General features: G+C 59.1%; 17 protein-coding genes and 1 tRNA gene. 8 read left to right on the plus strand and 10 right to left on the minus strand.

All coding sequences use genetic code 11. From position 1 onward, the window contains the following. Positions 1–97: 97 nt before the first annotated feature. Complete coding sequence (locus FZZ90_RS09420) at positions 98–628, minus strand: Nif11 domain/cupin domain-containing protein (RefSeq protein ID WP_226425484.1); 531 nt, start codon at positions 626–628, stop codon at positions 98–100. Between the two features lie 90 nt (positions 629–718). On the opposite strand from FZZ90_RS09420, the gene FZZ90_RS09425 reads away from it, so the two are divergent. Together FZZ90_RS09425 and FZZ90_RS09430 are read left to right on the plus strand one after the other, a co-directional pair. Next, positions 719–952 (plus strand): DUF3136 domain-containing protein, encoded by a 234-nt coding sequence (locus tag FZZ90_RS09425; protein ID WP_226425485.1) that lies wholly within the window; start codon positions 719–721, stop codon positions 950–952. Positions 953–971: 19 nt separating this feature from the next. Then, positions 972–1,328 (plus strand): c-type cytochrome, encoded by a 357-nt coding sequence (locus tag FZZ90_RS09430; protein ID WP_226425487.1) that lies wholly within the window; start codon positions 972–974, stop codon positions 1,326–1,328. Here the strand turns inward: FZZ90_RS09430 and FZZ90_RS09435 are convergent. Beyond that, on the minus strand, positions 1,304–1,573 hold the full coding sequence (locus FZZ90_RS09435) for a YciI family protein (protein ID WP_226425489.1): 270 nt from the start codon (positions 1,571–1,573) through the stop codon (positions 1,304–1,306). The genes FZZ90_RS09430 and FZZ90_RS09435 overlap by 25 nt on opposite strands. A 98-nt stretch (positions 1,574–1,671) precedes the next feature. On the opposite strand from FZZ90_RS09435, the gene FZZ90_RS09440 reads away from it, so the two are divergent. Next, complete coding sequence (locus tag FZZ90_RS09440; RefSeq protein ID WP_226425491.1) at positions 1,672–2,043, plus strand: AbrB family transcriptional regulator; 372 nt, start codon at positions 1,672–1,674, stop codon at positions 2,041–2,043. Between the two features lie 72 nt (positions 2,044–2,115). On the opposite strand, the gene trpA is transcribed toward FZZ90_RS09440, so the two are convergent. The 3 genes from trpA to FZZ90_RS09455 are packed head-to-tail and all read right to left on the minus strand — an operon-like array spanning position 2,116 to position 3,575. Continuing rightward, on the minus strand, positions 2,116–2,931 hold the full coding sequence (trpA, locus tag FZZ90_RS09445; protein WP_226425691.1) for a tryptophan synthase subunit alpha: 816 nt from the start codon (positions 2,929–2,931) through the stop codon (positions 2,116–2,118). 34 nt (positions 2,932–2,965) lie between these two features. Continuing rightward, positions 2,966–3,322 carry a DUF3007 family protein gene (locus tag FZZ90_RS09450; RefSeq protein WP_226425493.1) on the minus strand — a complete coding sequence of 119 codons (357 nt, stop codon included), beginning with the start codon at positions 3,320–3,322 and terminating at the stop codon, positions 2,966–2,968. A gap of 1 nt (position 3,323) precedes the next feature. After that, positions 3,324–3,575 carry an NAD(P)H-quinone oxidoreductase subunit L gene (locus FZZ90_RS09455; protein WP_303533932.1) on the minus strand — a complete coding sequence of 84 codons (252 nt, stop codon included), beginning with the start codon at positions 3,573–3,575 and terminating at the stop codon, positions 3,324–3,326. A gap of 39 nt (positions 3,576–3,614) precedes the next feature. Between FZZ90_RS09455 and FZZ90_RS09460 the strand changes: the two genes are divergently transcribed. Further along, positions 3,615–3,703, plus strand: a tRNA-Leu gene (locus tag FZZ90_RS09460). 7 nt (positions 3,704–3,710) lie between these two features. Here the strand turns inward: FZZ90_RS09460 and FZZ90_RS09465 are convergent. The 3 genes from FZZ90_RS09465 to FZZ90_RS09475 are packed head-to-tail and all read right to left on the minus strand — an operon-like array spanning position 3,711 to position 6,676. Beyond that, positions 3,711–4,013: a thioredoxin family protein gene (locus FZZ90_RS09465; RefSeq protein WP_025362365.1), complete on the minus strand. Its 303-nt coding sequence runs from the start codon at positions 4,011–4,013 to the stop codon at positions 3,711–3,713. Continuing rightward, a complete protein-coding gene (pyrC, locus tag FZZ90_RS09470) occupies positions 3,988–5,034 on the minus strand; it encodes a dihydroorotase (RefSeq protein WP_226425495.1) in 1,047 nt (348 codons plus the stop codon). Before pyrC ends, FZZ90_RS09465 begins: the two co-directional genes overlap by 26 nt. Beyond that, positions 5,027–6,676 carry a SulP family inorganic anion transporter gene (locus FZZ90_RS09475; RefSeq protein WP_226425497.1) on the minus strand — a complete coding sequence of 550 codons (1,650 nt, stop codon included), beginning with the start codon at positions 6,674–6,676 and terminating at the stop codon, positions 5,027–5,029. Before FZZ90_RS09475 ends, pyrC begins: the two co-directional genes overlap by 8 nt. Positions 6,677–6,756: 80 nt before the next feature. Between FZZ90_RS09475 and FZZ90_RS09480 the strand changes: the two genes are divergently transcribed. After that, positions 6,757–7,857 carry a calcium/sodium antiporter gene (locus FZZ90_RS09480; RefSeq protein ID WP_226425499.1) on the plus strand — a complete coding sequence of 367 codons (1,101 nt, stop codon included), beginning with the start codon at positions 6,757–6,759 and terminating at the stop codon, positions 7,855–7,857. 8 nt (positions 7,858–7,865) lie between these two features. Here the strand turns inward: FZZ90_RS09480 and FZZ90_RS09485 are convergent, their stop codons facing one another. After that, entirely contained in the window at positions 7,866–8,489 is a 624-nt protein-coding gene (locus FZZ90_RS09485; RefSeq protein ID WP_226425501.1) for an alternative oxidase, read from the minus strand. Positions 8,490–8,588: 99 nt separating this feature from the next. After that, on the minus strand, positions 8,589–9,947 hold the full coding sequence (gorA, locus tag FZZ90_RS09490) for a glutathione-disulfide reductase (RefSeq protein ID WP_226425503.1): 1,359 nt from the start codon (positions 9,945–9,947) through the stop codon (positions 8,589–8,591). Positions 9,948–10,062: 115 nt separating this feature from the next. Between gorA and FZZ90_RS09495 the strand changes: the two genes are divergently transcribed. The 3 genes from FZZ90_RS09495 to FZZ90_RS09505 are packed head-to-tail and all read left to right on the plus strand — an operon-like array spanning position 10,063 to position 12,207. Further along, positions 10,063–10,308 carry a hypothetical protein gene (locus tag FZZ90_RS09495; RefSeq protein WP_041434546.1) on the plus strand — a complete coding sequence of 82 codons (246 nt, stop codon included), beginning with the start codon at positions 10,063–10,065 and terminating at the stop codon, positions 10,306–10,308. Further along, positions 10,283–11,515, plus strand: a complete 1,233-nt coding sequence (locus tag FZZ90_RS09500) for a glutathione S-transferase family protein (protein WP_226425504.1) — start codon at positions 10,283–10,285, stop codon at positions 11,513–11,515. The genes FZZ90_RS09495 and FZZ90_RS09500 overlap by 26 nt, the downstream gene beginning before the upstream one ends. A 23-nt stretch (positions 11,516–11,538) precedes the next feature. Continuing rightward, complete coding sequence (locus FZZ90_RS09505) at positions 11,539–12,207, plus strand: ParB-like protein (protein WP_226425511.1); 669 nt, start codon at positions 11,539–11,541, stop codon at positions 12,205–12,207. Positions 12,208–12,210: the final 3 nt, after the last annotated feature.

Genomic DNA, 12,210 nt, shown 5'->3' on the forward strand with positions numbered 1-12,210 from the left:
ATGCACTCACTCTCGTCAGCGATGAAGCCGGCGGCAATCAGCTGTCGTGCTCATTGCCTTTTTGGGCAAGTCCAACCCATGGTGGGAGTGGTGTGCCTCAGCGGGCTGAAGTGGCATCCCAGTGCAAGGCAAGCCAGAGGGTTCCAGGATCGGGATCCGTGCGCTCAACCCTGTGGCGTTGATGGGGCGGAATCAAAAGATGATCCCCAGGGCTGAGATCCACAATTCGATCGGGGTTCTGCAGGGCAACACAGGCGCTTCCCCGCAACACAAGCACCCATTCGTGATCGGACTGGTCCATCCATTCGTCATGAGGTGACAGGTAGCCGTTGGATGCAATCAGCAGCAATCTCCACGTCTCGGCAGACGCCAACACCCGCGTTGATTCTTCACCGGGAGGAGGGCACGGGGTCGCCAGCAGGTTGGCTTCTCCACCCGGCGCGTGGTCACGCTCACCCCAGCGCCGACCGATGTTGAAGCCCCAGGATTGGGCCAACTGAACGACCTGGTTGTGATCAGCACAAGCCGCCAGCTGATCATGGCTGCTGGAGTCGTTCTGCACACGCTCCGCAAGGAGCTGAAGTTGGGAAATCTTGTTGAGGAAACGGATCAGATCCTGCTCCGCCATGGGGACCACCACACAGCTTCAACAGTGATCCTGACAACAGACCAAATCAGAGATGGACGCAAAAGTCAGAAGATCCTGACCTTCTGTTTCATGCCGTCTGCAACCAAGGCACTCACCATCGGAGATCTGGAAGCTGGATTCTCGACCTACTGCCAGGCCCTTCGTCGCCTTGTTGCCGATGGACGCGACCTCAACGCCATTCGCCGGACGGTCTGCTGGGATTACCTCAACAGGTTGCACACCTCGCTTCCGAAGGACTACCGCTCTCCCGACGAACTGATCCAGCGGTACCAAAAGGAAGCATCACCTGCTCAAGCAGACTGATCAAAGCCACACCATCCTTGTGCTGAGCCAAGTCCTGCGCTGCTGCATTGGTGCGTTTCTAGTTCTGCTGCTGAGCCTTGGATCGAGCGGAACATCGCGTGCAGCCGCGGCGGACACCAGCCCCGGCGCTCTGTTGTTCGAACAGCATTGCGCTGGATGCCACATCAACGGGGGCAACATCATTCGCCGTGGGAAAAACCTGAAGCTCAAGACCCTCGAGCGTGATGAGATTGCAACGGCGACGGCCATCGCAGCCATCGCCCGGGAAGGGCGAGGCCAGATGAGCGGTTATGCCGACGTTCTTGGGACTGATGGGGACCAGCTCGTGGCCGAATGGATTCTCATCCAGGCTCAGAACGCTTGGACCCAGGGATAAACCTCGAGCGCCGTCCAAATCCTCTGCTTCCAATAGATGTCGTCCTCAACCAGCTTGCGAACAACGTCGATGTTGTCTGCTTCGAAGATTCCGAAAACGTGGGTACTTCCTTCGGTGGGACCAAGTGTGACCAGCGTCCCCTGCTCTTTCAGAGCCTGAAGACGAGCAAGGTGCTCATCACGATAAGGAGCACGCTTCTCAAGAGCATCCGTGCAGTAAGTGCCCCACAAGACGAAACGTGCCATAGCGAAGGATGAAACAACGAAGAACTTTTCAGTGAAAAATGATGGCATAACGACTTGAACAAAGGCTATGTTGTAAAGGTTGATTTCTCTCGAAAGCGATGCTCACTGGGAGCGACCTTCTCAATAAAGTCAAGGACCTGGGTGACGTCAGCAAGTCTGATCTTGTTCGTGCCTGTGGCTATGTCTCAAACAAAAAGGATGGTGCTGAACGTCTGAATTTCACCGCTTTTTATGAAGCACTGCTGGAGGCCAAAGGCGTCAGCCTTGGTGTAGGTGGTGTTGGCGGCGTGGGCAAAGGCGGCCGCAAACTCAGCTATGTGGCCACTGTGCAAGGCAACGGCAATCTGCTCATCGGCAAGGCCTATACAGCGCTGCTCGACCTGAAGCCTGGAGATGAATTTGAAATCAAACTGGGTCGCAAACAAATCCGTCTAACACCTGTAGGTGCCACTGACGAAGACGAAGAGTGATTGAACCTTTGAAAGCAGTGCAACCCCGGCCAAAGCCGGGGTTTTTTCATGGCTTGACCCGGATGGCAGCCACTAGGGCTGATCGGCGGCGGCACGCAACTCAGCGCAAAAACGACCAGCTTCCTGAGCAATCTCTCCTGGCGATGCTGCAGCCATCCTTTTCACAAGTGCGCTGCCCACAATCGCTCCATCGGCACCCCAGCCCCGAACCTGACGTACCTGCTCCGCACCAGAGATCCCGAAACCAACAGCAACAGGAACCGGCGAGGTTTGTTTGAGTTGCTGGACCAAACCTTCAACCCTGCTTTCCATCTGAGCTCGCTCGCCGGTGACACCGGTGACACTCACCAGGTAAGTGAAACCTCGGCTGCATGTCGCAATCCGACCCATCCGATCTTGGGGGGTGGTAGGTGCAACCAAGAGCACCAAATCCAAGCCATGACGCTCTGCGATTGTCGACAACCGCTCCGCCTCTTCGAGGGGTAGATCAGGCACCACCAAACCCGCCGCTCCAGCCTCCGCTGCAGACTGGCAAAACGCCTCCATCCCCACATTGAGCAGTGGATTGGAATACGTGAACAGGATCACGGGAATCTGCAGCTGCCCTTTCAACGACCGAAGCATGTCCAAAACACCCGTAGGGGTGGTTCCGGCAGCAAGGGCACGGGAAGCAGCAGCCTGAATGACCGGCCCGTCAGCGAGTGGGTCGCTATACGGCATTCCCAGTTCCACCATGTCAGCCCCTGCGCTTTGCAGACTGAGGAGCACATCAGCGGTGACTGCGAGATCCGGATCGCCGGCCATCAGGAATGGCATCAAGGCGAGGCGACCGTCCTGCTTCAGCTGCTCAAAGCGCTGGGCGATGGAAGAGGACTGCTGATTGGGCATCTCGGTCAACCGACCAGGAACAAACTTCGGAAGCCTATGAGTCGACGGGGGCATCACCGTCCGTGGGAACCGAAGCGTCCGCTCCAATCTTGCGCAGCAGTTCCTGCTGTTCCTCCTCGGGGAGAGCGTCAAAACGGGCTTGAAGCGCCTCAGCTTCCTCTTTGTCGTAGACCTCGCGGTAGCGACGCCGCTGGTCCATGTAGGTCATCTGGCCGGTGACCACACGAAACAGGTAAGAACTTGTCCACACCACCACAATCACAACAAGCAGGGCCTCAGCAGCAATCCCTGCCGAAAACCCCTCAAAGCCTGCAGCCTGAAAGCCGACCTGCCCAAGCCCTCCAAGCAGGAGGACTGCAAGTCCGATCAGAAGAACCTTGCCACGCGTCAATTCAGACGTCTCCTTGCCCGCTCAGCCGGAAATTGAGGAAGGGGGCAAACAGGATCATCCCCGGGAAAAAGAAGAAGACCATTCCATAGATCCCCAGACGCTCCAGCTTGCCCATGCGATGCCAACGCTTGTTCATCCACGCGTAGAGGGCGAGTGGAATCACAACGAGATACAGGCCGCCCAGAACGATGTAGGCCAACAGAGCCAACAACGTGTCCTGTGGGACTTGAGAAAGCAGGGACGATAGGTCCAAGACTTGGGGACAGCTTGGGGAAATCTAAGATGTCTGGGCGGGGGCATGGCGGAATCGGTAGACGCACGCGACTTAAAATCGCTTGGGCCGAAAGGCCTGTGGGGGTTCAAGTCCCCCTGCCCCCACCACCCGCCATCAAGACGGCAGCAACTCGGCGAGCTTGGTGCGGAAATCTCCCTTGGGCATGCCGCCCTTCAGTTCTCCTTCGATCGAAAAATCTCCATCAGGATCGTTTACCAGCAGATAGGTGGGCCAGCCCATCCCCTCCTTGTTGGGGTATTGCTTGAGAAGGATCTTCCGATATTTCCGATACATCTCCGTGTCCTGCAGCATCACGGAGATGAAGCTGCAGCCGAGTTCCTCGGCCACCTTGCCGTCGTAGTGACTCATGCGGTGACAGGTGCCGCAATCTTCAGAGCTGAACTTGATCAGATGCATCGGCGACGGCCCAAGACAAGATCTCTCCAGCATGGAAAGGAACCAGCCCATTCACAAGTTCCGGCACAAGATGGTCACGACGTTGCAACGTGATCTGACGGCTGTTGACCGGAAGGTTGTAGAAGGCCGGCCCATTCAGACTGGCGAAGGTTTCGAGATTGGCCAGAGCGCCTTCCTCATCAAAAACCTGGGCATAGCTCTCCAAAGCGAAGGGTGCATTGAAGATGCCGGCGCATCCGCATGCACTTTCCTTGGATGCCCGCTCGTGCGGTGCCGTGTCGGTGCCGAGAAAGAAGCGTGGGTCGCCGCTGGTTGCCGCACGGCGCAGGGCCTGTCGGTGACACTCCCGCTTGGCCACGGGGAGGCAATAAAAATCACTCCGCAAACCGCCAGCAAACATCGCGTTGCGGTTGATGTGGAGATGGTGGGGGGTGATGGTGGCGGCGAGATGACGATCCGCTGAGCTGACGTACTGCACCGCTTGCTCGGTGGTGATGTGCTCGAACACAACCTTCAGCTCGGGATGGCGGTCCCGTAGCGGTGCCAGATGGCGTTCGATGAACACCGCCTCACGGTCGAAGATGTCGATCTCGCTATCCGTGACTTCACCATGGATCAGCAAGGGCATGCCGATCCGGGCCATCGTTTCCAGCACAGGATCGATCTGCAGCAGATCCGTCACCCCTGCTGCGGAATTGGTGGTGGCGTTGGCGGGATAAAGCTTGGCCGCGGCAAACACGCCCTCTCGAAACCCCGTCTCCAGCTCGGCAGGGGCAATCGAATCCGTGAGATACGCCGTCATCAGGGGCGTGAACTCCAGATCAGCGGGACACGACGCCTGAATGCGGTCGCGGTAAGCCCGTGCAGAAGCGACCGTGGTCACCGGGGGACGCAGGTTGGGCATCACGATGGCCCGCTGAAAACGGCGGGCTGTATGGGCCACAACCTGGTTCAGCATCTCTCCATCGCGGAGATGAACGTGCCAATCATCTGGAGCGATGATCGAGATCTGATCAGACATTCAGCGGCAAACCGTTCACGGCAAGGCGCAAGGCATCAAGGCGATCACCACTGATGTGGCTTTGGGGGAGCCGTTCCAACAGCTTCAGCTTCTGAAGACGCTTCTCCGTGCTGCCCGTTGCACCTACCAGGAACACTTGACGTCCTTCTTCAATCGCTTCCTTGACGGCATTCTCGAGGGCGATCGCAGCGGTGACCCCCAGGTGTGACACCTCGGAGAGGTCGAAGACCACCGCCTGGCAATTGCCGATGGCGTTGTGCTCGCGCGAGATGGCCTTGGCCACGCCGAAGATCATCGGACCGGCGAGCTGAAACAACAAAACCTTGCCGGAGGCCTGATCCAGCAACATCTGCTCTTCATCGGTCAGCTCCACATCGTCATCGGCGGTGCTGATCGTTTTCACTTTTCTGGACTGCAATGCACTCATCCGATCAATGGTGAGCACATTGGCCACGAAAACACCGATGCCAACTGCAGTGATGAGATCCACCAGCACCGTGAGCGCAATCACGCCGTAGGTGATCACGGCCGCTTTCACCGAGAGATGGTGGGCCCTTTGGAGGAAATCCCAATCGATGATGTCGATGCCCACCTTCAGGGCGATGCCCGCCAGCACAGCGAGGGGAATCGTGGATGCGAGAGGGGCAGCGGCCAGGACGACCACCATCAAAATCACCGCCCGGACAATGCCCGACAGGGCCGATCGTCCACCGGCCTGAATATTGACCACGGTGCCCATGGTGGCTCCCGCTCCAGGCAGTCCTCCAAACACCCCCGAAGCAATGTTGGCCAGTCCCTGGCCCACCAATTCTTTGTTTGAGTTGTGCTCAGTGCGGGTGAGGCTGTCTGCCACAACAGACGTGAGCAGCGCATCGATGCAGCCGAGCATGCCCAGCACAGCTGCATCCACGAACATCAAACGCAGCTGTCCACCCGAAAAGGTGGGCACATGCAGGCTGGGAAGCTCAGCGTTGAAAGGCGGAATGGTCTTGAGGCCAGCGTCGTGGAACAAAGTCATCGACAGAACCGTTCCCAACACCAGAGCCAGCAGCTGCGGCGGACAGAAACGCTTCACGCTGGCTGGGGTGAACCAGAGGATCGCGACGGTGATCAAAGCCAGCGCCAGCTCCATCGGCTGAATACCAGCAATCAAGCCCGGCAGGTTGGACAGGGTTCCCATCACCCCGCCCGATACGGTCTGCCCCAGGAAGGCGGGCAGCTGGAGAATCACCAAGATCGCTCCAATCCCCGACATGAAGCCGGAGATCACCGTATAAGGCATCTGTGTGACGTATCGACCCAGACGGAAGACGCCGAAGAGGATTTGGAACAGACCCGCCAGGATGACCACGGTGAAGGCCATGGCCATCGCCGTTTCCTTGTCCGGAGCGGTGGCGGTGAAGCTCAGGATCACCGAGGTGAACACCACCGTCATCGGGCCGGTGGGTTCGGAGATCAAGGTGGGCGTTCCGCCGAAAAGAGACGCCACCAAGCCGATGATCACGGCCCCCCAAAGCCCAGGGGCAGGGTCACCCGTTGCGGCAACCCCGAAGGCCAGGGCCATCGGCAGAGCAATCACCGCGGCGGTCACGCCACCAAAGGCGTCACCCCGCAGGTTGCTGGTGCTGATCCGGTTCAACAAGGTTTCTTATCTATTACCCAGGTGAGAGACCTTAGGTTGATTCCCTTCAAAGCACAATCCCCGTACACCTGATCTAGCCCATGCCTGAATTTCTCCAGGCCTCGATCCAAGTGCTGCTTGGCATCGGACTGCTGTTCGGTGGCGGAGAGCTGTTCGTTCAGGGTTCCGTCGCCATGGCGGTGATCTTCGGCATCCCCCAGCTCGTGATTGGCCTCACGGTGGTTTCCCTGGGCACCAGCGCACCGGAACTGTTCGTGAGTTTGAGTTCGGTGCTGCAGGGGGCTGACGCCCTCGCCGTGAGCAATGTGGTGGGCAGCAACATCTTCAACGTAATGGTGGTGCTGGGCAGCAGCGCCCTTGTGCTGCCCTTGCGCGTCGAAAGCCGTCTTGTGAGGCGCGATGTGCCTCTGATGATTGCGATCTCGGCGGCGGTCTGGGGCATGGCCTCCGCAGGACGGGTCACCTGGCAAGCGGGCCTGGCGTTGCTGTTGGGGCTCGTGATCAACACCATCTGGGAGATCCGCACCGCCCGTGAACAACCGGACGACAGCGGCAGCGCTGAACCCGAAATCAGTGTCGAAGCAAGCAAAGGTGGATTGATCCCCGCCTCAGTGCGATTAATTGCCGGCATCACCGTTCTCTCTATCGGATCAAGGGTTCTGGTGAATGGCGCGGTGAGCGCCGCAACCCTTCTGGGAGTAAGTGAGGCAGTGATCGGTCTGACGATCGTTTCAGCCGGAACGTCGATGCCTGAATTGATCACGTCCCTGGTGGCGGCCCTTCGCGGACGCACCGATCTGGCCATCGGCAACGTGGTGGGCAGCTGCCTGTTGAACCTGATGCTGGTGCTGGGCTGCGGAGCTGTAGCAGCAGCTGGCAACGGACTTGAAATCAACCCGGAACTGATTCAGGACGACTTGCCGGTAATGCTGCTCACCAGCCTGGCCTGCATGCCGATCTTTTGGACGAAAGGTCGCATCTCGCGCGTGGAAGGAGGGCTACTTCTCGGCCTCTATGTGCTGTATCTAGTCGACAATGTTTTGCCCCGAACGGCTATGGCCAGCTGGGCCGATGAATTTCGCCTTGTGATGCTCTGCGCTGTAATTCCAATCGTGATGATCGTGATTTTCACTCAGGCGGTTTTTTATTGGCGGAACAACCAGAACAGCCCATCCATTTAAATCAATACCTAGAAAGCAATTGCTTTTTGGCTATTGGCCGCCACATGGTCCAACTCATCTTTGGCAATTAATTCGATTACATCTCGAAGAGTTTTTGGCTCGCGTTCATCGCGGGCAGCCCACATATTTCCCTCTTTTTTCCAATAGGCTGTCGCAATCGGCGTTACGGGCTGTTGCAACCACTCTTCTGGCTGCTCCAAAAGCATGCGCCGGTACGTTTTGACAGCTTCGGCCTCAACAGCTTCTCCAAGCAAAGAGGCCAACTCGTGATCCAACAAGGTAGTAAGAGCAAATATCCAATAAACAAGGACAGCCACATGCCTTGCCACAAAGCGATCTATCCATAAAGACAATCCACCAAGATCACGAGAAAAAATGTCTTCATGCGTCTGCTCATTACTGTCCTGCCGACGTGCCAGCTCCAGAGTCTTACGGATAGCACCGCTCTGATCAAGGCCAATCGTTTCAAGGTAATGACAAGCACTTTCCTCAGCCGTATAGGCCGTGCGAGCAATAATCTCTAAAGATGCTGCCCGACGAGCATCAGCTGCAGGCCAAAGAAGACTGAGCAACTGCTCGCCTAATTCAATCAAAAAATGAGCAAAATCAGCCTTATGACCTCGGGTCTGCATGAATGATTCCACGTCATATATATCGATCTAATCGTGGTCTAGATCGCCACATATGCATTGTCTTGCACCTTTCATACTGTCGAAAGGATTGCCGGACCACTACATCGTCACGAACTCCTCTGAAACGGAGGGATGCAGCGCCATCGTGCGATCGAAATCAGCCTTTGTGGCGCCCATCCCCACGGCAACCGCCGCCATCTGAATGATTTCCGCGGCTTGCTCACCAACCATGTGGCAGCCCAGCACCCGATCGGTTTGCTTCTCCACCACCAACTTGAGCAGACAGCGGGGGCCGGAAGCGGGCAACGCCCGCGCCATGGAACGAAAGCGGGCGCGGTGCACAACTACGCCGTCCACGCCATGGCGTTCGATGGCCTGTTCTTCCGATAAACCAACGGTCGCTAGCTCTGGATCGCTGAACACAGCACTGGCCACCAGATCGTGGTCCACCTGCCGCTGACGCGAGCCAAAGATGCTGTCGGCGAAAGCACGACCTTCATCAATGGCCACAGGCGTGAGATTGACCCGATCGGTGACATCGCCGACGGCATGGATGTGGGGAACCGAAGTGCAGGAGTTGGCATCGACCCTGATGCGGCCGTTGTCCACCGCAACTCCAGCAGCGTCCAGCCCAAGATCCGCAAGCCAGGGGCGACGGCCAGTGGCCATCAGCACACCCCCGCAATCCAAGGTCTGACCATTCCCCAGCTGCGCCGTCAGCGCCCCGGGATCTCCCTCCACGGCCACCAGCGTTTGCTCCAACAGCACCTCGATGCCCTGCTCACGCATGCCACCCAGCACGGCATCGGCCAACTCGACATCAAAACCGCGCAGCAAGCGAGGACCACGCACCACCTGGGTGACCGCCACACCAAGGCCCCGCAGGATGCAGGCGAATTCGCAGGCAATAAAGCCTGCGCCCACCACAACCACTGCGGGAGGGACATCCTCCAGCAAAAACATGTCGTCACTGACCCAGGTGTGTTCAACCCCTGGAATCTCCGGCCGGGCCGGACGGCCACCCACTGCCACCAGAAATCGTGGGGCTGAAAGCTCCTTTTGAACGGACCCGCCGCGTTGATCGGAAATGCCGATGCGATCTGCTGCCGTGAAGCGTCCCCAACCGGAGATCAACTGAACGCCGGCCTTCTCCAGAAATCCGAGATGGAGCGCATTGAGCCGATCCACTTCAGCGCGCACCCGACGCAGGAGATCAGGCACATCCGACCGCACCGAACCGATCTCAAGGCCGTAGGCCGAGGCATCCGCCAGTTGATGGCGGGCCTGGGCGCCGTACACCAAAAGCTTCTTGGGAACACAGCCGCGGATCACGCAGGTGCCGCCGACGCGATCTCCCTCCACGATCGCGACGCGGGCTCCATGACGGGCCGCGCGTTTCGCAGCGGCCAGCCCACCGGACCCCGCCCCAAGAACAATCAGATCCAGATCAGCGCCCATAACAGAAGGGTGCTCGAGACGACGGGCGTCATCGTAAAGATGGCGTTATGGTCCGGGGAAGGGGGTCATAAAGGCCCAAGACGAGTCGGTCGTATTTCAACCGCGTCCTTAAATCATGAACCGTTCTTCCAAGCGCCGCAGGCAGCCGCCTGAACCTGAGCTGCGCCTCAAACGATCGCAACGCCGCGAGATCGTGATGATGATCACCAGCGACGACATGAAACTACGGCTGAAGCAGTTGGCTGATCAGGGCCGCCAGCAGGACTGTCTGGCGCTGATGCACGAACTGGGCGACTGGCAGTCCTATGGACGGGCCACGCTTGCGCCGATCCTGCATGCCCCTTTCATCGGAATCAGCTGAACCCCTGAGCTGGTCGGAACTGGCCAGCCTGGCGACGCCGGAACCGAATCGGATTGAAGGGCCGACCAGTGCCCAGGCCACGTTGCGCCTGTTCGGACAGCCTGAATCCAACGTGATGGTCACGCTGTACCGCGACCACCACGCCTGGTGCCCCTACTGCCAAAAAATCTGGCTCTGGCTGGAGTTCATGCGCATCCCCTACCGGATCCGCAAAGTCACCATGCGCTGCTACGGCCCTAAGGAGCCGTGGTTCCTGGAGAAAGTGCCTTCGGGGATGTTGCCGGCCCTGGAGCTCAACGGGCGGCTGATCACCGAAAGCGACGACATCCTGTTGGCCCTCGAACAGCAGTTCGGCCCCCTCGGCATGGCGATGACAGCGCCGGAAGCTCTGGAGCTGCGCCGCCTTGAACGGCTGCTGTTTCAGGCCTGGTGCATCTGGCTGTGTTCACCACGGCTGAGTCCGAGGCAACAGGTTCTGGCCCGAGAGCAGTTTCAAGACATCGCCCGGCGCTTCGAACGGGAGCTGAACCAGGACGGAGGACCGTGGCTGCGGGGCCCGGAGCCGCAGACCGTGGATCTGATCTTTGTTCCCTACGTGGAACGGATGAATGCCTCGCTGGCTTACTACAAGGGATACAGGCTGAGGGCTGAGCATCCAGCCATTGACCGCTGGTTCCGCGCCCTGGAACAACTGGAGACCTACCGCGGCACCCAAAGCGACTTCCACACCCATGCCCATGACCTGCCTCCCCAGATGGGCGGCTGCTGGTCGGACGATGGAGCAGACGCGCAACGCTTGGCAGAAAGGATCGACCGAGGTGATGGCCTTGGTGAGGACGAAGCCTGCTGGGATGCGGACCATCAAGCCAATCAGAACGTCATCGCCCTTAGCCGGGTGCTGCGTCACCAGCAACGGCTTCGGGACGTGAATCCCATGGGTCCTGCAGACTTTGATCAGCCCCTGCGCTGTGCCCTCACCCGGTTGGTCCGCAACACGCCCTGCCCCCCTCCAGCGGGGAGTGCCGCCGGGCTCCGCTATCTGCGCGATCGCATTTCGGTTCCAAGGGACATGCCGCTCCCGGCAGCGCGTCTGCTGCGTCAGGCCCTCGAAGCCACCGCCCAGCTGGATGGGCCTGAACAAGCCAAGCCTCTGCCGGTGCGGGATCGCTTTGATCAGGATCCCCGACCCTTCTTAATTGGGTCATAGTGCGGGGGCGTTAAAGCTGAGTCGTGCCCCTGCGACTGCCCGCCTACCAACCGATCCCAGCCCCCGATCGGGGGACCGATCTGATTGAAGTGTCGGCGGCGCAGCTGCAGCCGACCCAGTGGTGTGTGGGACTGGCGGAGATCTGGTCGCGCGAAAAGGATTTCGCCCAGGACAGCCGTCAGCAGCGTCTCGACTACCTGCGCGGCAAACCGGTCCCTTTAATTCGGTCTGCCGATGGCGCCATGTGGATGCTGGACCGGCACCACCGGCTGCGGGGTCTAATCGGCATTGACCCAGGTGCCTCCACCTGGGCCTACGTGGTGCAGGAGCTCCCAACCGCCGACCGAAGCGCTGTGCTGGCCTATCTGCACAACCAGGGCTGGCTCTACCTCTACGACGGGCGAGGCAACGGCCCCCACCCGGTCGAGCAGCTGCCCAAAAGCCTACTGGGGCTGGACGACGATCCCTACCGGAGCCTCGTGTGGAAGTTAAAGCAGGAGGGGTGGATCAAGCCTCAGCCCCTGATCCCATATCACGAGTTTCGTTGGGGTGCCTGGCTGCGCAGTCGCCCCTTACCCCCCTTCAGCTCCAGGCGGCTGGACCCAGCGCTCGCAGCTGCACGCCAGCTGGTGTGCTCTGCAGCTGCACATGACATGCCGGGCTGGAAAGGCGATAAGAAAGCCTGCCGCTGATCA

This window comes from Synechococcus sp. MU1617, assembly GCF_020514235.1.
Taxonomy (GTDB): Bacteria; Cyanobacteriota; Cyanobacteriia; order PCC-6307; family Cyanobiaceae; genus Parasynechococcus.